Origin of the sequence: Bacillus sp. 5mfcol3.1, from assembly GCF_900114335.1 — a bacterium.
In the GTDB taxonomy this organism is placed as follows: Bacteria; Bacillota; Bacilli; order Bacillales; family Bacillaceae_G; genus Bacillus_A; species Bacillus_A thuringiensis_S.
The window spans coordinates 1399960-1422134 of record NZ_FOST01000002.1 but is presented as its reverse complement, the minus strand read 5'-3'; the positions used below and the strand labels follow the sequence as shown (position 1 = coordinate 1422134).

Genomic DNA, 22175 nt, shown 5'->3' with positions numbered 1-22175 from the left:
GGAGATACAATGACTAAAAATAATGAAACAGGTTGGAATTTAGATAATAGTTATACGACTTTACCACAATCATTTTATACAGAAATCCCCCCTACTCCCGTAAGTTCACCGGAGTTAGTTAAACTAAACCATTCATTAGCGATATCTCTTGGCTTAACCCCTGAAGAACTGAAAAAGGAAGCTGAAATTGCCATTTTCGCTGGCAATGGACTTCCAGAAGGAGCTCATCCATTAGCTCAAGCATATGCTGGTCATCAATTCGGACATTTTAATATGTTAGGCGACGGTCGTGCTCTTTTAATTGGCGAACAAATTACTCCTTCAGGTGAGCGTTTCGATATTCAACTGAAAGGTTCTGGCCCTACTCCCTATTCACGCCGAGGAGATGGCCGTGCTGCACTCGGTCCGATGCTACGTGAATATATTATTAGTGAAGCAATGTATGCACTTGATATTCCGACTACTCGCAGTTTAGCAGTTGTTACAACCGGGGAACCAACCTATCGTGAAACAAAATTACCTGGAGCAATTTTAACTAGAGTCGCTAGTAGTCATATACGGGTCGGTACATTTCAATATGCTGCAGCTCGTGGTTCAATAGAGGACCTGAAATCACTAGCTGACTATACGATAAAAAGGCATTACCCAGAAATTGAATCTCATAAAAACCGATATACTGCATTACTACAAGAAGTCATTAAAAGACAAGCCAGTCTTATCGCAAAATGGCAACTTGTTGGATTTATTCACGGCGTAATGAACACTGACAATATAACGATCAGTGGCGAAACAATTGATTACGGTCCTTGTGCATTTATGGACAATTACGACCAAGGAACCGTATTTAGCTCTATTGACACACAAGGTCGTTATGCATATGGAAATCAACCATATATGGCCGCATGGGATCTCGCACGACTAGCAGAATCTTTAATACCGATTCTGCACGAAGATGAAGAAGAAGCACTAAAAATCGCTCAAGACGAAATTTCGAAATTTAGCGTACAGTATGAAAACAATTGGTTCCTTGGAATGAAAAAGAAATTAGGACTATTTAGCAACGAAGAACAAGATCAATCACTTATTGAGCAACTTTTAAAAATGATGGAGAAATATAAAGCGGATTATACAAATACATTCCGTTCATTAACTCTTGATGCTATCGAAAATACAGCTCTATTTGAAAGTCCTGAATTTAAAGAATGGTACAAACTGTGGCAATCTCGATTAGAAAGACAAGAACAATCAAAAGAAAACGCCTACGAGATGATGAAAAATAATAACCCATCAATCATCCCGAGGAACCACCGTGTAGAAGAAGCACTAGAAGCAGCTGTTACAAATGAAGACTATAGCGTAATGGAGCAACTTCTTGAAGCTTTATCAAACCCTTATGCGTATTCTACAGATCAAGAAGAATACTGCATTCCGCCTGCACCGACGAATCGCCCTTATCGTACTTTTTGTGGGACTTGATTGTTTAATATGTAAAAAGGTGCGTTCATATAAATTGTGTGAACGCACCCTTTTTATATCCCCCCACTCAACTAAAACTTTAAAATGCACATCCCCCGATGCCATTTCTTTAATCCAAAATAAATTCTACACTATTCCAATAGAATTACTCGTAAGCTTGTTAAACAAATATTGAGAAATATAAAACATCATTTCTAAATATTTTTATTTTTGATACTATATTTTATAAGAATATTCAAAAAGTGAGGGGATTTCATGAACGTTCAACTACAAGGTAATGAACAAATTACAAAATTATTTAATGACTGGTATAGAGCTATGTTACAACATCAAACTACCCATGCAACAAAAATAAAAAAAGATATTGAAAATATCATCTCTAATTCAGAAGAAGATACAAACCTACAATTGTATTATTCACTTTTTAATTTCAGATACAAAATTTTAACAGATGGTTTAAATATTAATAAAGATGATTTTAATAAAATTGATTCTTTCCCACTTCCAGAGAATGGGCTATTTTCTTATTATTATCATTTTTTTAAGGCTATTCACAATACAATTATTGGAAACTACAATACAGCAAAACACCTTTTCGAGAACGCTAAAAAGCTGCTAATACACGTATCTGACGAACTAGAGAATGCTGAATTTAACTACCGCTTAGCTTCCTATTATTATCAAACATATCAACCACTAGTAGCAATCCAATCTGCAAATGAAGCTAAAGCGATTTTTTCAAAACATATAAACTGCGAAATTAATGTTGCTTTGTGTGATAACATCTTTGGTTTATCTTGTATTGATTTAAAACAGTTTGAACAAGCTGAAATTAGACTTGATTCAGCATTAAATATTCTACAGAAGTATTCAGAGGAGACTTTATCATTAAGAGTACGACATAATTTAGCTTGGCTATATGCAAGTCAAAACCTTTCAGAGTTAGCAATGCGTCATATTTCAGAGGTTACAACTAAGCAACCAAATCACTTTAAAGCACTTTTTGTTGAAGCACGTGAATACTACAAGCTTGGAGAATATACCCAGGCTAAAGAACTTATAAAAAAAGGATTAAACATCTCAAATAAACTAGAAAACAAAGAGTTTCAATATCGTTTCATGATTTTAAGAGAACTAAATAATAAAACTTCTATAAATGATTTAGAAATGATAATTTTGGAAGGAATTTCTTACTTTAAAACAGAAAACCTTTTGGAATGTATACAAGAGTACACTGATGTTCTAGCAAATATGTTTTATGAAAAAGAAGACCATATAAAAGCTAGTCAATACTTTTACATGGCCAATCAAGCAAGAAAAAAACATGAAGAAAAGGGAGCTTTGATATAATGAAAAAGATTAAATTGAGCATCATTGGCTTAGCTGTTATTAGCATCACAACTCTTGGATTAAGCTTCACCTCAGAAACACCGAAAACACAGTTAGGATATGTAGCATTAAACATTGGGGACACCCCTGCACCCCAAAGACCTGACCTTGTTCAATCCGTTGACGTAAGTAAAGACTACAACTCAACAACAACTGAAAAAGCACTTTAAAAAACGGAAGACCTTCAATTAAGAAGGTCTTTTTAAATACGCTTATTTAGAATATTTTCCTTTCATGTAGACTTTATTTTCTCATCAACTCCGCAATCCTCTTACTCCCCTCACTACCAACTTTCTCAAGTTTCTCCACAACTAAATTTCGTCTCTCTACAGAATGATTTTGACTTAACTTCGCTTTTCCTTCTATTTTATTTATCTTTATTTTGAATCCAACTATTCCCTTACTTAATCCTCCCATATAATTTGGATCTACATCATTAAGTGAGTAGGTGCTCTCTGGATCTTCATATTTATTTACTAAATCTTGAAGAGAATCTACTAATGTCTTCTCATCTTCAACAATTTCTAATTCACCGTATACATGCACTGCAACGTAATTCCATGTTGGTACTGCATTGTTTGTTTCATACCATGACGGAGAGATATAACTATGTGGTCCTTGAAATATAGCTAGTACTTGCTGAGTCCCAATATCTTTCCACTGTTCATTCGGTCGTGCGAAGTGACCATGTAAAGTAAGAGTTTCCCTATTTAGCAACAACGGCAAGTGCGTTGCATATGGTTCTCCGTTATGTTGAGAAAATAGTGTCGCAAAGCTATTTTGTTCCATTATTTCGTACTTCATCTCTTCATCTTGTATTGCGAAATATTTTGGTATGTACATAAGCTCCCTCTTTTCCACTCTTTTCTATTTTATTTCCTATTATATTTAGTAACCGCATCAATCAACAGGGCCAGTTTGTATTTGTTTTATAATGGCAGCTTTCTATTTCAAAAGAATAGGCAGCATGTATTCCATGCTGCCTTAGTTTATTTTTTCTAATATATTTGTAATAAATACGGTCTTACCTTCAATATAACTAGATCGATTTTTCGTCTCTCTCGCTAACTCTTCCTTTAAACGTCCATATTCAGCAGCAACATCGTCATGTTCACGAAGGTAATCTCGAAACGCTATATGCCTTCTCAACTCTTCACTATTTTTATCACACACATATAAATGATGTTCCATCCAAACTGTATTTCCCTCGTTCCATGGAACTAACGCATCCTTTCTTCCAAACGCCTCTCTGCCTTTAAATCTCCATTCTAACTGATGATAGTACCCTATCTTCTCAAGTTTTTTTACTACCTCATAAAAAATTTCGAACTCTTCTATTATAACATCAATATCTAGTATTGGTTTTGATGCAAGCCCTTTAACAGATGTACTCCCAACATGTTCAATAGATACAATGCTGTCTTCCATTACATTGTTAATAAGAGTGTGTATTTTATTAAATTCACTTTCCCATTTGACATTATATTCTTCGATAGCAATTCTCTGCTTCAACGTACCCCTCTTCTCAAAACAAATTATAACCGTTGAATATGAGTATCCTTAAAATCCGTCTCATATTTCAATCCATATCCAAACATTCGATCCATTCCAATATGTGCTGTCCATATTAAGCCAATCATTATAACGGTATCTATCTTAAAATAGACACCTATTAGAACAATTAATATGGATATGATATATGTGTGACATACATTATATATTTTCGCACCAACGTGATTATTAATCCCATATGCTAACATTGATAGATCCGGCGCTAAAAGGAATACAAAAAATATAATCCAACTAAACTCATATATCGAATACATATAAATCATGGCTAAAAATACAACCATTCCTTCAAAATGTACAATACGTTTTTGCATTATTTATCATTCCTATTTTTCTATATTTATTGATACATTTTCATCGCTGAAAGTATTCTTTGTATTTTTTGACCAGATGGTTGCTAATATTGGCCCTGCAATGTTATGCCATACTGCCGCTAATACACTTGGGAGTGCAGCAGCCGGTCCAAAATGCAAAATACTTTCCAGCTATATTACTTATCGCTTCTAGTACTTTCATCCAATCAGCCCCTATCTTTTAATTGAAACACCTTATTCGGATTCAAAATATTTTGCGGATCAAGAGCTTTCTTTATTTTCTCCATTACAAATAATGCCGCCCCATGTTCTTCTTCTTGATACTTTCGTTTTCCGATTCCAACGCCATGTTCTCCTGTACACGTTCCTCCTCGTTTAAGAGCATACAGAACGATACTTTCGTTTATTTCGTCCGCCTTCTTTACTTCCTCTTTATCATTTGTGTCAATCATTAAGAGTACATGGAAATTCCCATCTCCAACATGACCTAGAATACCGCCAATAAGCCCTACTTTATCTAATACCTCTTTCGCATGTTGAATCGCTCCAGCTAATTCCGAAATTGGCACACATACGTCTGTACTCATTAGCTTTTTACCAGGATAACTATGCACGTAAGAGTACGCTAAGTTATGTCTTGCATCCCACAGTTTATTTCTCGCTGCTGTTTCCGTCTCAAACGTAATTTCTATACATTTATGATCAAGAACGATTTCTTTCGTAAATTCAATATCTTGCTTTAACCCTGCTTCATTGCCGTGAAACTCTAAAAACAGTGTCGGTTCTTCTCTGTAACTTGTTTCATTATAATAATTTACTTGTTTCATAGATAATTCATCAACGAGTTCAATTCTCGCGATTGGAATACCTGCTTGTAATATGTTAATTACAGCTTCTACTGCATCATTTATAGTTGGAAACGATGCCCTCGCAGCCATAACATGTTCTGGTATACCGTATACTTTTAAAGTTAACTCCGTGAAACATCCAAGTGTTCCTTCTGATCCTACGAAAATACCATTTAAATGATAACCTGATGATGACTTCGCCGCTAAATTCCCGGTATGTATTACTCCTCCATCAGCAAGAACGACTTCTAAATCTCGAACTTGATCACGCATTACACCATACTTTACCGCTGTCGTTCCGCTCGCATTTGTAGCAGCCATTCCTCCTAACGTTGCATCAGCTCCTGGGTCTACACTAAAAAATAATCCATACTTTTTCAATTCTTTATTAAGCTGAGAGCGCGTCACCCCTGGCTGTACTCTCACAAGAAAATCCTTTTCTCTTATTTCAAGTATTTTGTTCATAAGAGAAAAGTCCATTGTAATTCCTTTTTCGTAAGGAATTACATGTCCCTCTAAACTGGATCCTACTCCAAATGGAACGACAGCTGTTCCGTGCTGACTCGCTATTTTCATTATCGTGCTAACTTCTTCGGTCGTTTTTGGAAAAACAACTACATCAGGTAAACTACTAACGTGGTAAGATTCATCTTTACTATGTAACTCTCGTACTGTCATATTTATTACTACTCGATCTTCAGGAAGTATGCCTCTTAATTCATTTACTACATGTTCAATTGTTATTTCCATAATCAACTCTCCTTTTTAATTTTAAAACAAGTATACCATCTTTATACAAAATAATTAGAAAAATAAGATTATTTAACCTGAACATACAAAAAAGAACCCGCAGCACACGCTACAAGTTCTTTTTCACTACATTTTAAACGATTTCTTTATTAACAACATAAACCAAATTAAAGTAACTGCCATCAACGAATGAGAAAACCCTACAATATAAGTTAACCCTTTAAAGTCAGCTCCATTTAACTGAAGAAGCCCTCTCACTGCTAGCGAACCTAACATTAATGTTAATGCAATGTTATGTAAAACAAACCACTTATTAAACCCTTTCACTTCATGAAACGCGAATACTTTTGCTAATCCTAAAGCAATTAAAAAGAAGAAAAAGCCAAGTACAAGTGTATGTGTATGCAAAAGATTTAACAAAGTAGATCCTAAAATCCCTTTATACTTACCATACTCCCTAGCGAAAATCCCTGATAATAAACCGATAATCAAATACGTAAACGATGCATTATATAATTTCTTCATTATGTACCTCCTTGAGTAGAATGTGTAGTGTGTCATATTTAGTAATAATGATAGTTATATAGTAAAAACTCCTAGTCACCTAGGAGTCATTGTATAAGTATCTCACTCTTTACAATCAATCCTAATTATAAAATATCTCTCTATACAAAACAAACGAACTTTATGTGAACAAACACCCCCATTAAAATATGTTGCACTTTTGTTTTACACAATCCATACTAATTGTTATAACTTTTTAAAGGTGGTGTAATAATTGATAGTTCTTGAAACCGAACGTCTAAATCTTCGTTGGTTTGATATAAAAGACGCTTCTTTTATTCTTGAGTTAGTAAACGATCCTGCATGGATTCAGTTTATCGGTGACAAAGGGGTTAGAAACTTAGAAGATGCAAAAAATTATATTGTAAACGGTCCCATCGATATGTATAACAAACTCGGATTTGGCCTTTACTTAGTAGAACGAAAAGAAGATCTCACTCCACTTGGTATGTGTGGCCTTATTAAAAGAGATTCATTAGAAGACGTTGATATCGGATTTGCCTTTTTAGAAACATTCCGTTCAAAAGGATATGGCTACGAGTCAGCTTCTGCAATAATCGAATACGGTGTACAAAAGCTCGGCATGAAACGAATTGTAGCAATTACTTCTATAGATAACATCGCCTCAGGAAAGCTTTTAGAAAAAGTAGGATTACGCTTTGAGAAAATCATTTCAGGGTCTGGAGAAGATTTAAAATTATTTGGGTATAACGCATAGTAAAGAAGGTCGCCGTGAATGGCGACCTTCTTTACTATTTTATTGATTTTGTAATACTATTTTTAGTTACATCATAGTTGCATCAATTCTTGTGATTACTAATATCCCTTTCACATCAAATTTTTGGAACTTTATAGAAATAAAACTTCTACTTTCAAATAAATTATATTAATATATTAAACAAAGGAAGTGAGAATAAATGGATCAACCACTATTTTTGTTAGCTCTTCAATTCATTGCATTTGTATTAATCATTTGTATCGTATATGGAATCTTGTACAATACCGTATTAAATTTAAATATGCCTAAATGGACTGCACATATGGTAGCTACGGTCTTTTCCCTTGGTATTGCCTATCAAGCTTTTATAAATTTCATTTGAAAAACTTTTGTAGCATTTACTTCTACAAATATTGTTGATGCAGTAAAATTTGCAAAAAAAGTAGAATTGCAATTTGAGAGGATTATTTCAAGATCAGGAAATGTAACCATTTTTTATAAAGTCTGTCTAGCGCAAAATAGTGATGAAGTTATTTCCGCTGAAAATGTGTTTGCATAACAAGGAATGAATTTAATTGATCCTGCAAAAATTTTATTTTAATTCTGGTTCTATTGTTTGAAATCGTTCTAGGGTACCATTTGTGTGGACTTTAAAAATTTTCATTTGCGCACCAAAATATTGCGTTAAGTAAAATGTATCACCAGTTATTAAATTTCCAATCTTCCAATCAGGTTGATATGTACTTTCCTTGGAACTTTCTAAATCCCCGTTCATTATTAAATCGATATATAATGTAGATGAACTACGCAACATTTTCGTTAAAGATAGTCTATCAACCTCTAACTATCTAATGAACTCAAGTAAACGCATCTTCAGTCATTTTAAGAGGTACAAAAGGCACCCTTTCGGGTGCCTTTTGTATAAAAATTCCAATTTTTTATATTCGATACCAACCACGAACCTTTTTAAAATAATAGTATCATTATGTCTCCTTTTTAGAGATTATTTTTAATTACCTTGAATTTTTTGCACCAGAACCGGAAAATCCCTGACTACTCGAAATATCAACTATCAAGTGCTAATATTCAATAACGCGTACTGAAAATGATTAAACATTTTTATAAACCAGCGGAACGTTTAAGAAATCAATTTTTCTCTTATCGAAATTTAATTAGCTTACAGTAATACAGTGGTCATATATTTTTAAGAATAACGGAAGAATATATAGAAATTGCTACAGAAATGTGAAGTTTAATTAATTTAGGAGGAACAAACTTGTTTAATCAGCTTGTAAAAATCATACCGAATTTATTTACGATTGGAAATTTATTGTGCGGCGTTTTCTCAATCACCTTGAATATGAATGAATATTTGGGAGTAGCCTCCATTTTCATTTTCTTTTCAGCTGTTTTAGATTTTCTTGATGGAAGAATTGCGAGAAAATTAAAAGTGAACAGTGAGTTTGGCGTAGAATTGGATTCCTTAGCTGATATTGTTAGTTTCGGCGTCGCTCCTGCGCTTTTATTTCATACGATAGCAACACCTTCTATTTTAACTTCTTTGGCATTTATCCTATTCCCAACAATGGGTGCTTTAAGATTAGCTAAATTTAGTATTAAACCAACTATTGGATATTTTAAGGGATTACCTATTCCAGCTGCAGGATTATCATTGGCTGGTATGGCATTGTTTTCATATAGTAATGCATGGATTACTTTAATCCTCGCCCTCTTAATGGTAAGTCCCATTAGGTTTAAAAAATTTTAATTAAGGTCACGCCCAACGCCATTAAGGAGCATCTCAAATGGATTTAACGCATCAATAAGTATAAAAAAGCGGGACAATAATATTAAATTAGGTGCCCTTCGTAAAAATTAAAACCTTGTATTTATGGCTATTGGGTTAATCCATCGATATGTTATTCTGAAACGTCAATCCACTTTTAACAGGAGCTCCCTTTATCAAGAGAGCTCCTGTTCTTATTTCTTCTTCTTTTCTGTCGGTTGGCTTTGTTTAGCAAAATTAGATGAATCATCAAAATTCGGTTGCTTTTTACCAGCATTATTACTTCTACCTTTTCCCATATGTAATGCACCTCCCCTCCCCCTTACTATTCCCAATAAAAAAATTCTCTTGCATCCAAGAGAATTTTTGATTGGGTTCTTATTGATAATACCTAAGTACTTCCAACACTGCCATTCGATAAAAGATGGATCCAATGTCAAATTCTTTAATGCTGAAACAAACATTACATTTTCATATTTAACTGGATAATCAATTAATAATCCTAATGTATTTCCTGAAGCTGCAACAATTATGCTTTCCTTGTCTAACACGTCATCTATAACTTCTTTTAATTATTCTTACCTGTCATATAATATTTTCCTACGCGTTGAGATTGCATGTTGTATAAGGAAGCCCTTCTTTTTTCCATGCAATAAATCCCCCCTTTAAATTCACTACTTCCTTTATACCAGCTTTTTGTAAAATGCTAGCTGCTATAGCTGAACGCAACCCGGTTCGACATTGTAAAACTATTGGGCAATCTTTTGGTATAGAATCTATCTTCTCAAATAGATTACCTAAAGTAATATGTATTGCATCATGAAGGTGTCCTTCCTCCCACTCTTTTTTACTACGCACATCGATAACCTTAACACTTCTATCTTTTATATGCCGATATAATTCAATTGATGTTTTTTCCTTGTAACTTTCTAATATATCAAATTTTTTTATTACTTTTAAAGGTACAAAAGCAACAATATTATCTAGCCCAATAGATTCAAAGTCCCTAATGACTTCCTCCACTTTAACCTTTTCCTCATCTAGAATGATTAAAGTCTCTGTTTTATAATCTAGTAACCATCCACACCAAGTTGTAAAAGAATTGTTATAAGGTATGTTAATTGATTTTTCAATGTGACCAGAAGCAAAACTCTCTACATCCCTTATATCAACTATTTGCTGAACACTCCTCATAACTTCTTGGAGTTCTTCTACTGTATTAATAGTAGTAATCTTTCTCTTCTTACGAATTGGAGGACCATACTTATTTAAATTCTTCATTAATGAAAAATACTTTGGAGGCTCTGGCTGTCCCGTCAATAAAATCGATACAAAATCACTTTCTTCATTACATTGAAATGCCCAATTGAACATCTTTTCATAACCTAATGTAGAAGTTGGAATTGCTCCTAATGCTTTTCCGCATGCGCTTCCTGCACCATGTGATGGCCATATTTGCAAATAATCAGGGAGTATTTTTACTTTTTGTATAGAATCAAATAATTGTTTCGCTCCTATTTGTGCTGTATCTTTCATACCAACAGCTGTTTCTAATAAATCAGGTCTTCCTATATCTCCTACAAATATAAAGTCACCTGTGAAAATCCCTATCGGTTTATCATTCGTAAAATTATTTTGACTTGTATCAGTTACTAAAAAAGAGATACTTTCAGGCGTATGCCCTGGGGTGTGAATTACATTAAATTTTATATGACCTACTTTAAACTCTGTGCCTTCATTAACTAATTTGTATCGACCTTCGTTAAGATATTGATATTTCCAATCACAATCTCCTTCATCAGATACATATAAATTTGCATGATAAAGATAAGAAAGTTCTCTAGACCCAGAAAGAAAATCGGCATGAATATGAGTCTCAGCCGCAGCAATTACTTCCATCCCCTCTTTCTTAGCAAATTCTATATATTGTTCTATATAGCGGCTAGGATCAATAACAATTGCTACGCCTTCCTTCTGACAACCAACTAAATAGGAAGCATGAGCTAATTTTTCATCATAAAAATATTTTAAAAGCATAACTATTCCCTCCGAATACTTATTTCAAATTACTTTTCAATTTTTACAACTACTCTCTATCTTTCCTTACATAATCCCTTTCAACATTAAATTCCAATACATATATGGCAACATATATCTTTTAAGTAAAAACATACTATGCCGTTCTTTCGCTTGATTAAATGGAAACGTTTCTTGTGGCTCATGTTCATAGTTAAATTCAGCGAGTATAAGACTTTTATATCCTGTAACAATCGGACATGATGTATATCCATCATATTTAGCCTGCAAGTCTCTTCCGTTAAGTACGTCCATAATATTTTGTTTTAAGACAGGTATTTGCTTTCGAATTGCTGCTCCAGTTTTAGAGGTAGGTAAATTGGTACAATCTCCAAGTCCGAAAATATTCTTATACTGTACATGCTGCAAAGTATAAGGACTTATATCTACCCAGCCCTGATGATCACTTATCTCACTTTCTTTGATAAAGTTAGGTGGTCCCATTGGTGGAACAACATGTATCATACTATATGGTACTGTTTCTCTTTTCATTGTTTGCATATCTTCAAAAATTGCTTCTCTTTTTTCAGCGATAATCTCTACTAAGTTTTTATTATAGTTCGTTATAATTTGCTTTCTTTCTAGTACTTGTTCTAAAGTATTTGCATATCGCGGAACCTGAAAGATGTTACTGTTTGCAGAATAAAACATTACTTCACTTCTGTTTCTTACACCACTATTACAAAAATACTCCTCTGCTAAATACATAATTTTTTGTGGAGCACCACCGCATTTAATAGGAGTATTAGGGTGGGTAAAAAGCGCATTTCCTCCTTTAAATTTTTCGATTTCTCTCCAAGTAGAATCAACATATGTATAAGAATAATTGCTACATACCCCATTAGTCCCAATAGATTCTTTTAAGCCTTTAATACCTTCCCAATTTATTTGTATACCAGCTGCTACAATAAGAATTTCATACTCAAGCAGCAGTCCGTCATCTAACAGTATCTTATTTTCATCCGGAAATAACTTAACAACACTTTTAGGGATCCACGTTGCCCCTTTTGGAATAAGCGATTCTTGATCACGCATTGTACTTTCCTTTGAAACAATTCCTCCCCCCACTAAACTCCATAGTGGCTGAAAATAATGTTTTTTTGACGGATCAATAATCGCTATACTTTCTTTCAATAGGGGGATATTTCTTAATAAATGTGCAGTAGAAGATATTCCTGCAGTCCCAGCACCAATTACAATAATTTTATAAGTATCTCTGGTCTTCATTATCCTCTTCCTATCTAAAATTGATTTTTAAATTAACTAATTAGTAGCCATTTTTTCATCGTAGTAACATTATTATAAGTTAAAAACATCATAGATTTATCTGATTTAAATGAAAATTTTGTTAATTTCACCATCAACATTACTATATGCGTAAATCCCCTATGTTACTTCCATATTTTAGTTTTAATATTAAAACTATATATTTTTATATAAAATAAAAAATATATTAAAATACTTTTCATGAATCCGGATAAGTAATGTTTAAAAAACAACATCTAACATCTTAGATGTTACAATAAGCAAATTCACATACTTCACAAATATGAAAAGTATTAAATATCACTTAAGTTTCGTTACTTTTTTCTGTATATATTGATAAAAAATTGTGAAATTTTATCGCATTATGCAAGACATTTAATATCAAATATATTACTTTTACTATGAACTAAATGTGTTTATAGGAAGTGTATAGATAAATAAAGTACTAAATTGACTCTTATGCAGTAATTACTGTTTAATTTATCTAAAAATTGAAAAAATACGTGTAGATATATATCATTTAAAATACATATATAATTAATTTTAATTTTCCGACACGTTTTTCACATAGTTCTTAAACCAGTTTTTTGCGTGCATTATGAAAAAAATTGTACCGTGTCAATCTTAAAAAATTATATATCATAACTTTAAGAGAGGAAGGAAAACTATGAAGATGAAACGAAAAATCATGATGACAACGGCACTTGCAGCTACGTTAGCTACAGGTGCACTACCTACTACCTCGGTGTTTGCTGCAGAAAAGGAGGCTCCTATTCAACAAAAAGAGGCACAATTAAGTATTCAACCTTTTGCACAAAACAATTTGGAAACAGCCGTTCAAGCTGCCTTAAATGGTCCAGAAGTCAAAAAAATCAAAGTATTTGAACATGAATTTAATGTAAAGGAAATAGAAGTAGTAAATCTAGGTGCAGGAAAAAAATATGTTAAGGGGCAAATCTCTCATCATTTAAGTTTTCGTCCAGATGATCAATTTTATTATGAGTTTACAGTACAAGATGGAAAGGTACTAGATAAACCTGTATTTAATATTGATAGAGGTGGTTGGACACCATTTGCTGCTCCACTTTTATCAATTCTTGCTGCGTATAATGGAATTCCAGTTAATCCAAATGATTTAAATACACTTGGTCAGCAGATTGGTAAAGTTATAGATGGAAGCTGGGAACATGCAGCCCAATCAATTGCAACTGTAGTTAGTCTAAGTTTTAATGAGTAGAATTTTTCAATTTTTATTAGCAGTGTAGAGATCCGCTTTTTGTAATCAGCCTTGTTATAAGAGATTCTAAAACAGCTATTAATAAATTTTTACCACTCAATCACATTATCTTGATTTGTTTACCACCTTATCATTCATTATATGTCACAAAATAGAAGTCTTTTTTAGGACTTCTGTTTTGTTTGTATTCAATACGATAAACAGTTGTTTTTTGGAGGCTATACTTCGAGTTTTCAAGAATCCGCTTGGCTATTAGGGACAATTTATAATAAAAAATTATTAAAGTCTCAAATAACTTACTCCTCCTATTGTTAATTATTTTTAAATACAAAAATTTATTATCTTAAGAATGAAAAACAATAAATATAGTAAAAAATCATCTAACAATTGTTTAAAGGTCAGGAGAGAAAAAATGAACAAAATAAAAATGAGAAATTTCTTTAAAATTAGCATCCTTACTTGTATTACACTAGCAAGTTTAAGTACACCATCTACTATTTTAGCTGATAGTCATCCAGGTTACTCCTATGAATCCAATATAGGGTATCAAAATCCATCGTGGATGTCGAAAATAGAAGGTTCAACAAAAATAAGTGAAATATCTATTCCAGGGACTCACGGTACGATGGCTTTACATGGAGCGAGTTTTCTTGATGAAAATTTGACAAGAAATCAAACTATGAGTTTATCCCAACAATTAAATTCCGGAATTCGATATGTAGATATGCGTGTTAAACGTGTAAAAGATTCTTTTGCAATGTATCATGGCGTTGTAAATCAAAAAGCAGTGTTTGAAGATGTATTAAAAGAGACCATTCAATTTTTAAAAGATCATCCAACAGAAACAATATTAATGCGCTTAAAAGAAGAAACTAATCCTGAAAGTGGATCTCTATCATTTGAGGAGATATTTTTAAAATATAAAAACGTTAATGCTTCATATTTTTGGGATCCTAATTCCGTACCAACTTCAGATAGAAATAACCCTACTTTAGGAGATACCCGCGGAAAAATTGTAATCTTACAAAACTTTACATCCGCTCAATTGTACGGGATTGATTACGAAGGTTTAAATATACAAGATAAATTTGAAATTGGAAGCGGACCAGACGAAATATATACAAAATGGATTGCGATAAAAAACCATCTACAAAATACAAATATTAATTTTAATAATGGAAAAATTTTTCTCAACCATTTTAGTGGTACGGGAGGCGCAGCCGCATTTTTAAATAATGTATATCCTTGGTTTGTTGCAAGCGGAAAAGAGAGCAGGAATACTGACAGTAGTCCTAAATTGATTCAAACGAATTCCACTAATGCGTGGAGTGATTTCCCTCGTGATAGAAACGGACAAGTATACTATGGGGGGATGAATACACTTGGGACCGAACTCTTACAACAAGGCGCAATTAAACATTCTGGTATCATCGCAGCTGATTTTCCCGGTCCAGGTTTAATTGATAGTATCATTAAATTAAATGGTATACATTCAAATGAAAAAGAAATATTAATTTCACAAATATCATCTGAATCTAGTCCTTTATCAGGGCAACAAAATCGATCCAGCCAAAACTTTAAAATTGATAGTTTACCTGTAGGTACCAAAGAATTAAAATGGGTTATTGAGCCTTCAGAAAAAGATTATCCTTCTACTATTTCTTTCAATGTAATGATTGATGTTTCCCTAGGAATAGATTCTACTCGTTGGAAAAATATTTCACATGAATCTAGGACTGAAGCTTACACAAATACTAAATATTATATTGCAAGTCCAATTGGTGCCACTAGAAAATTCACAGTGAAAATATACGCTATTACAAATTAAAAAAAAAGAATCCCAATGGAATTCCATTGGGATTCTTTTTTAATTTCATTTCGTAAACATTAGGATGGCGTTTAAATTTTATCCCGCATTAACGGGCGCCCGTAAAAGCCCGATTGGTGAGGGATGATAATCAGTGGGGGATGAACAAAACCTTCACTGATTAAAATTTCACTTTATTAACATATTATTTAATCCATTAGATAATTATATTTGAAACAGCCCTTAATTTTTAAAGAGCAATCCAAATTTGTTAACTACCTTTTTCAGCTTATCATTTATTCAAAACTGGCTTCCAAAGCGATAAAGCAAAAATCCAATTTGAGTCGCCATTTCCTTGATGATTTTGAACCGCTTCGTACACTTTCCCCTCATGTATTACTCTATCACCTTTAGTATATGCTTTTCTTGCATCCCATTTTTCATATGCGGAATCCTCTAACTTTGTTGTTACATTCAAAACATCACTTCTACTAGATTCATTTCCAGCTAAATCAACCGCCGTCACTACATATTTATACGATGTATTAGCCTTCAAATCTTTATCCATAAAGGATGTATTAGCCGCCGTCCCAATTTTATTCATAACCCCAGCGCTTTCTCTATATACAATATAATGGTCAACACCTACATTATCTTCTGACGGACTCCACATCAAATCAACAGTTGTCGCCGTTGTACCCATACTATGTAATCCTTTTGGTTGAGCTGGAGCCTCTATATCTGGGATTGCATGTGTTGTCTTAACCTTTAGTTTTTCACTTTCTTTTGATATGTTTCCAGCAGAGTCTAATGCCTTTATTGTATAAGTATATTCCGTATCTGCTTTTAGTTTTTTATCAATAAAAGTTGTACCTGGTACCGTATTAATTACTTCTCCATTACGTAACACTTGATATTCTTTTACACCTATATTATCAGTAGAGGCCTTCCATGTTATTTCAACACTATTGGCAGAAACTTTAGAGGCATTTAATTCAGTTGGTTGACTTGGAGCTACTGTATCAGGTGTTTCATTATTTACTAAATTTACATCAATTACATTATAAAAGGCATTTGACGTATCTGCTACATCCCATACAGCTAAAATAACATGATAACCATTACGATCAGTTGGTACATTAATTGTATGTGTTAAATTATTTGATGCGGCCGAACCGTCATGTTTTACAGTTCCAATTGGTTCTAATTCCGCACGTGTTAATGGTTTATTAGGATCCCATCCTTTTTTTGTAATGTAATAATGCCATTTACTTGTAGAATGTGCTGCTGTATATTTCCATGTAAATGTATTTTCTCCACCCTTAATTGTGTTTTTGAACCAACGATTTGTTGTTTGTTGGTCAAGAGTTCCTCCAAATAGTCCTCCTGCCGAAGCGATTTTACCATCAATCGGTCCACCATCGGGAAACCCTTTAGGTGCTTCTAGACTTTGAGGTTCATACATTACATTTCCACAATTTAAATTTAATGCCCCATAATTCTGACTACATAAAGCAGCACGACTACTCGGCTTTTCAACAAACCCGTGTGCATACGCACTTTGAGGAGTCATTGTGATTGCTGTCATGCCTGCAGCCAAAACACAAGCACCAATCCCCTTTTTACTTGTTCTTAATCTTTCCAATTTAGATGTTAATTTCAATTTCATTTTTGTCCCCCCAATATATTGCTTTCGCTAATATAATAGCAATATAGGGATAAACGAACAAATCGTCAATTAATATATTAATATCTCTCATAAATTGGTACATTTATTATTATTTTTAATCTCCTATAAAAATAAAGTAAATACAATTAAGCAATTTTGTAACATTATGTATTAAAAGAAGAATAAAAACTTCATTTAATTTCACAAAAAATTCAAATATTAAAACAAAAAAATTCCTCATGTAGGAAAAATAAATTTTTTATATTACAAAAAGCAAAAAAGTCTAGAAGAAACCGATTATATCCGTTTCTTCCAGACTTCCGCTACTTTTATACCACTCACAAATTCTTTAACCTTAAACATATACACTTGAGGTTAAAACACATATAATACCCCTACTAATTCAAACTAACGCTTAATTACTTATAAAATAACTTAAGGTATCTAGCTTAACTGTATTTTCTTTATTAATAGCTATTTTCTATCCTGTATTTCCTTACTTTAAACAGATTATCAAGAAATTGTTAATGTTTAAGAAAAGAGAAAAGGTTTAAAAATAGAAAAGATTTAAAAATACAATTTTAACTATCACATTCTAATAATTTATTGTGTTATTTTTATCTAATAAGGCACAGAAACAAAGGATGAACTTCAGTGTGCTTGAGAAAAGTTCTTAGGGTGAAACGTTTAAAGGGTATTTTAGTACTGAGTTTTTATTAAATGTTCCTGTACCTAATATTTAAATTAACGTATGTCAAAATATTTTACAATACGAGTGTTAAACGTTACATATTTCTATATAAAATGATACATTTCATCAGCACGCCTCCCTAATATTTATGCTAAATATAGAAAATTCAGCTCGTTAGGATTTAATTTTAGAATTCTCATAAAAGCATATGATAGATTAGGCACGTAATTGTCACAAATTAATAGTCTATCTACTTTTTAATTACCTATGAAAACTTTATTATCGCTTTATTATTTACTCCTAAACCAAAGAACATCTATACCTACAACTTCTTAAAACTCTTTTAGATAATCTTTCAAAAGATTTGATAGTTTTATATTTTATATTTTTTTATTGTACATTTTTGCATTTGATGTTAGGATTATGCCTATTAAAATTGAATCGTAACGATTCTTCTTTATAATTTCCACATTTTAATTGTTAAATAAAAATATAGATTCTGATATATATATTCAAAATCAGACCTACAATATCTTTATTTTACAATGATTTCGTGGCATACCTTTAGAATGGAAAGATATATGCAACAACGTGTTAAGGGGTTACAGGAGGAACAAAAATGAGAGACTTTTTTGATGATAAGTACAAAAATATTGAATTAAAAAGGAGGTTAATCAATTTAATAAGTGAAATTAGCGAATTCAAAGGAAAATTAGCTGCTTATCAGGAACAAAACCCTGACATATTTAATAGTTTAGAAAAAACTATACCACTACATTACATAAAAAATTTCACAACTATTTATGAGGATATAAAAGTTCCTAATAAAAGATTAAAAGAACTTATTTTAGATGATATAGTACCTCAAAATATTTCTGAAGATGCTATTTTCTGCTATTATCAAACACTTTCTTTTGTACATAAAAACTCCTGTACTTTATTAATTAACCCAGCAACTATACAGGAATTACATTTTCAACTAATACATTATATTACCTCTGACAGTGCCAAATGGCGTGAAAAACCTTTTATTATTCCAGGAGTTCCAGAACATGGAATGCACTTGAATAGTTACCGCATTCTTCCGCATGAACTTATCCCACGGTTTATGGAGCAATTATGTGATCAATACAACTCATTAAATACTAGTAAGGGGCTACATTCACTTTTATTAATAGCTCGTTTTATATTAAATTTTTATTGCATAGTCCCTTTCAATCAAGGTAATAACAGGCTGGCATTTATGTTAATGCAATTGCTGTTAATTAAGAGTGGACATACATTTGTAAAATATGTATGTTTGGATAAATATATTAAGAAAAACGAATCTGATTATTACAATTCGATTTATAAATCTTCGGTGAATTGGTACTGCGAGGAACATAATAATAGCTTTTGGTTAAAAACGTTTTTAACCATTATATTAGAGGCTTACAAAGATCTACATAACACAGTTCTAGATTCTATATGTAAACATACTAAAGTTGAGAGAATTCAGGATTTTATACTTAAACAAAAACAACCCTTTACTAAGGAAAGTATTCGTAACACTTATCCAGACATTGCAGAAAGTACAATCAGTAAGGCTTTAAATTCCTTGCAAGTGTTTGGCCATATTAAGCTAGTTACAAAAGGAAGAAACGCAACGTGGATTAAGATTTGATCATACTTTCAATACACATGAGGTTTAAAAATTCAATTATAACCTTATCATTGAATTTCATTTTAATTTTAAGATAATATTACTTTTTTAGTTATTTCTAATTCCAACAAAACATTTTATAGGAAAAGGTCCGCTTTCCCCCGCCTTTTCCTATAATAAAATGAAATATAAACATAGAATGATTGTCGAAAAAAGTCGTATTTTAATATTTTTTCTTTATTTTCTGGTTGTAAACGTTTCACTTTCATGTTACCATCTTAATCAAACAATAGATGGTAATAAAAATGAAAGTATTTCTTTCCCTTAGAAACATATAAACGTACGGTAATATCAAGAAAATAAGGTCAAAGAAATATTTGATACCTACCAAAATAATTAATAGGAATTTTGTCGCACTGTTTTTTCTGATAATTAAGAAAACGCATTTTGTCCCTAAACAAAATTTGTTGGTGCGCAAAATTAAAATACACTAGAACACCCAAATAAATGAAATATCCTTTTTCATTGAGTATGAAGGTATGAAAAAAAGAATTCTCCTTACAAAATTTAGCAGATTAACATAAAGACATCTAAATTACTACCTTTATCGCCATCTATTGTTGACATCATATTTACCAACTAAAAAAAGAACCTATCAAGGGCTCTTTTTATTATAATCATTCAAATTTCAATTCTATCTTAATACTGAAATTTCCACACAAATTACATCTGCTTTTTGCTCCCAATTATTGAATTAATAATATAGCACATCAAATTTATTAATTCTTATCTCCAATTAGTTTAAATTAGTGAATAAAATTCAATCATATAAAAATAATAAATACAACTAATCGTTATATATTAAAGAGGTGTCAATTTTGTCCTTAAATGAAGAGACCTTAGAAACTAAGACAGATAAAACCATTGAAAAGATCCAAACAAGTAACTTAAAAGAACTTAAAAATACATTAGATAACATCTTTGATATTAGTGCAGATTTAATTGAACATCCTTTGCAATTAAAAACAAACACGAATATTTTACTATATTATTTCGAAGGCCTTACAGATGGTGTTGCATTAAAAACCAATGTTGTTACACCATTATTACAAGAAGTAAATGAAGACAGTCAAATATTTAATTCTAATATTATTGCTACTCATACCAAAATAGTATATACATGGAATGAAATTAAAGAAGGATTACTTGAGGGGCAATGTGTACTGTTTATGGAGGGAGAAAAGCGTTCACTTCTAATAAATACAAAAGGCTGGGCAGAGAGAGCAATTCAAGAGCCAATTTCAGAAGTTACTATAAAAGGATCCCATGATGGATTTATTGAAAATGCCACAAAAAATATAGGTCTTATCCGTCGATATATTCCTTCTACAGAGTTAAAAATCAAAAAGCTGACGATTGGAGAAAGAGCCACTTCTTTAGTCTATTTAATTTACTTAGGTGATGTAGCAAACGCAGATGTAGTCCAAGAAATTGAAACCAGAATCTGTAAAATCAAAACAGATGCGGTATTAAGTATTGGAGAGCTATCTAATTATACAAAAGATCAAAATTGGACTCCTTTTCCACAGGCGTATTTAAGCGAGCGCCCAGACGCCATTTCAAATCATATACTTGATGGGAAAGTAGCAGTATTAATGGATAGATCCCCTGGTGCAATGGTTGTTCCGATGAATTTGATTGGATTTTTTCAAACCCCAGATGACTATAATATTCATTGGCTCATCGCATCATTTTTTCGCTTATTACGATTTGCAGGATTTATTATAGCTATTTTTTTACCCGCATTTTATATTGCTATAGTCTCTTTTCACTTTGAAATTATTCCTATAGACTTATACACTTCTATTGCAACATCAAGAGTCAAAGTCCCTTTCTCCCCCTTATTGGAAGCTTTTATAATGGAAATTACACTAGAAATGCTACGTGAAGCTGGCATTCGCTTACCACAACCAATTGGACAAACTATTGGAATCGTTGGAGGGATTGTAATTGGACAGGCAGCTGTTCAAGCTGGTCTTGTTAGTAACGTTATGGTTATTATCGTATCTATTACAGCCATTGCTTCATTTATTGTTTCTAATTATGATTTATCAAGTTCTATACGCCTTATCCGTTTTCCAATGATGTTATTGGCTTACTTTTATGGGATTGTAGGTATTGTTAGTGGATTAATGCTCTTATTTGCTCATTTTGTTTCACTAACTTCCTATGGTTCACCATACGGAATGCCAATCGCACCATTTCGTCTCCAAGAGTTAAAAGATTCTTTTGTAAGATTTCCTATTTCGATGATTACCACCCGCTCGAGTACAGGACAGCCGAAACAAAGAAAGAAAAAAGAAGGTGGTTAAC

Annotated in this window: 20 protein-coding genes and 1 pseudogene; 10 read left to right on the top strand and 11 right to left on the bottom strand. The window is 32.4% G+C overall.

The features are described from left to right. The first annotated feature begins 9 nt into the window (after positions 1-9). The 3 genes from BM089_RS16710 to BM089_RS16700 all read left to right on the top strand — a co-directional run bounded on the left by BM089_RS16710 (position 10) and on the right by BM089_RS16700 (position 3035). Complete coding sequence (locus BM089_RS16710) at positions 10-1476, top strand: protein adenylyltransferase SelO (RefSeq protein ID WP_075717385.1); 1467 nt, start codon at positions 10-12, stop codon at positions 1474-1476. A gap of 255 nt (positions 1477-1731) precedes the next feature. Then, positions 1732-2826, top strand: coding sequence for a response regulator aspartate phosphatase (locus BM089_RS16705; RefSeq protein ID WP_065229156.1), 1095 nt, complete (start codon positions 1732-1734; stop codon positions 2824-2826). Continuing rightward, positions 2826-3035, top strand: a complete 210-nt coding sequence (locus BM089_RS16700; protein WP_000721431.1) for a hypothetical protein — start codon at positions 2826-2828, stop codon at positions 3033-3035. Before BM089_RS16705 ends, BM089_RS16700 begins: the two co-directional genes overlap by 1 nt. 73 nt (positions 3036-3108) lie before the next feature. Here BM089_RS16700 and BM089_RS16695 read toward each other — a convergent pair whose 3' ends face one another. From BM089_RS16695 to BM089_RS16670, 6 genes and pseudogenes are all read right to left on the bottom strand, one after another. Next, positions 3109-3708 (bottom strand): FMN-binding negative transcriptional regulator, encoded by a 600-nt coding sequence (locus tag BM089_RS16695; protein WP_016512491.1) that lies wholly within the window; start codon positions 3706-3708, stop codon positions 3109-3111. A 141-nt stretch (positions 3709-3849) separates the two neighbouring features. After that, entirely contained in the window at positions 3850-4377 is a 528-nt protein-coding gene (locus tag BM089_RS16690; protein WP_090977473.1) for a GrpB family protein, read from the bottom strand. Positions 4378-4400: 23 nt separating this feature from the next. Beyond that, positions 4401-4748 (bottom strand): DUF4260 domain-containing protein, encoded by a 348-nt coding sequence (locus tag BM089_RS16685; RefSeq protein WP_090977471.1) that lies wholly within the window; start codon positions 4746-4748, stop codon positions 4401-4403. A gap of 12 nt (positions 4749-4760) precedes the next feature. Further along, positions 4761-4904, bottom strand: a pseudogene (locus BM089_RS16680) (bile acid:sodium symporter family protein); the annotation flags it as partial. Positions 4905-4954: 50 nt separating this feature from the next. Beyond that, complete coding sequence (locus tag BM089_RS16675; protein WP_016512488.1) at positions 4955-6346, bottom strand: FAD-binding oxidoreductase; 1392 nt, start codon at positions 6344-6346, stop codon at positions 4955-4957. Positions 6347-6472: 126 nt separating this feature from the next. Further along, entirely contained in the window at positions 6473-6871 is a 399-nt protein-coding gene (locus BM089_RS16670; RefSeq protein WP_016512487.1) for a DUF2871 family protein, read from the bottom strand. A gap of 253 nt (positions 6872-7124) precedes the next feature. Here BM089_RS16670 and BM089_RS16665 point away from each other — a divergent pair, with 253 nt between their 5' ends. Together BM089_RS16665 and BM089_RS16660 are read left to right on the top strand one after the other, a co-directional pair. Continuing rightward, positions 7125-7628 carry a GNAT family N-acetyltransferase gene (locus BM089_RS16665; protein ID WP_016512486.1) on the top strand — a complete coding sequence of 168 codons (504 nt, stop codon included), beginning with the start codon at positions 7125-7127 and terminating at the stop codon, positions 7626-7628. Between the two features lie 199 nt (positions 7629-7827). Then, positions 7828-8010, top strand: a complete 183-nt coding sequence (locus BM089_RS16660; protein ID WP_071714626.1) for a hypothetical protein — start codon at positions 7828-7830, stop codon at positions 8008-8010. 210 nt (positions 8011-8220) lie between these two features. Here the strand turns inward: BM089_RS16660 and BM089_RS31910 are convergent, their stop codons facing one another. Beyond that, positions 8221-8403: a DUF5065 family protein gene (locus BM089_RS31910; protein WP_043352867.1), complete on the bottom strand. Its 183-nt coding sequence runs from the start codon at positions 8401-8403 to the stop codon at positions 8221-8223. Between the two features lie 501 nt (positions 8404-8904). Here BM089_RS31910 and pssA point away from each other — a divergent pair. Next, positions 8905-9396 carry a CDP-diacylglycerol--serine O-phosphatidyltransferase gene (gene pssA, locus BM089_RS16650; protein ID WP_071714627.1) on the top strand — a complete coding sequence of 164 codons (492 nt, stop codon included), beginning with the start codon at positions 8905-8907 and terminating at the stop codon, positions 9394-9396. A 212-nt stretch (positions 9397-9608) separates the two neighbouring features. Here pssA and BM089_RS31535 read toward each other — a convergent pair whose 3' ends face one another. The 3 genes from BM089_RS31535 to BM089_RS16630 form a co-directional block, all read right to left on the bottom strand. Beyond that, complete coding sequence (locus BM089_RS31535; protein WP_225988587.1) at positions 9609-9965, bottom strand: hypothetical protein; 357 nt, start codon at positions 9963-9965, stop codon at positions 9609-9611. Between the two features lie 49 nt (positions 9966-10014). Next, complete coding sequence (locus BM089_RS16635) at positions 10015-11451, bottom strand: MBL fold metallo-hydrolase (RefSeq protein WP_016512482.1); 1437 nt, start codon at positions 11449-11451, stop codon at positions 10015-10017. 66 nt (positions 11452-11517) lie between these two features. After that, complete coding sequence (locus tag BM089_RS16630; RefSeq protein ID WP_090977467.1) at positions 11518-12717, bottom strand: FAD/NAD(P)-binding oxidoreductase; 1200 nt, start codon at positions 12715-12717, stop codon at positions 11518-11520. 706 nt (positions 12718-13423) lie between these two features. On the opposite strand from BM089_RS16630, the gene BM089_RS16625 reads away from it, so the two are divergent. Together BM089_RS16625 and BM089_RS16615 are read left to right on the top strand one after the other, a co-directional pair. Continuing rightward, entirely contained in the window at positions 13424-13993 is a 570-nt protein-coding gene (locus BM089_RS16625) for a methyltransferase (protein ID WP_090977465.1), read from the top strand. Positions 13994-14405: 412 nt separating this feature from the next. Next, a complete protein-coding gene (locus tag BM089_RS16615; RefSeq protein ID WP_090977463.1) occupies positions 14406-15821 on the top strand; it encodes a phosphatidylinositol-specific phospholipase C in 1416 nt (471 codons plus the stop codon). Positions 15822-16092: 271 nt separating this feature from the next. Here the strand turns inward: BM089_RS16615 and BM089_RS16610 are convergent, their stop codons facing one another. After that, a complete protein-coding gene (locus BM089_RS16610) occupies positions 16093-17469 on the bottom strand; it encodes a lytic polysaccharide monooxygenase (RefSeq protein ID WP_025966609.1) in 1377 nt (458 codons plus the stop codon). Between the two features lie 1310 nt (positions 17470-18779). Between BM089_RS16610 and BM089_RS16605 the strand changes: the two genes are divergently transcribed. Both BM089_RS16605 and BM089_RS16595 read left to right on the top strand, forming a co-directional pair. After that, a complete protein-coding gene (locus BM089_RS16605) occupies positions 18780-19823 on the top strand; it encodes a Fic family protein (protein WP_001204217.1) in 1044 nt (347 codons plus the stop codon). 857 nt (positions 19824-20680) lie between these two features. After that, positions 20681-22174, top strand: coding sequence for a spore germination protein (locus BM089_RS16595; protein WP_000055701.1), 1494 nt, complete (start codon positions 20681-20683; stop codon positions 22172-22174). Position 22175 lies beyond the last annotated feature (1 nt).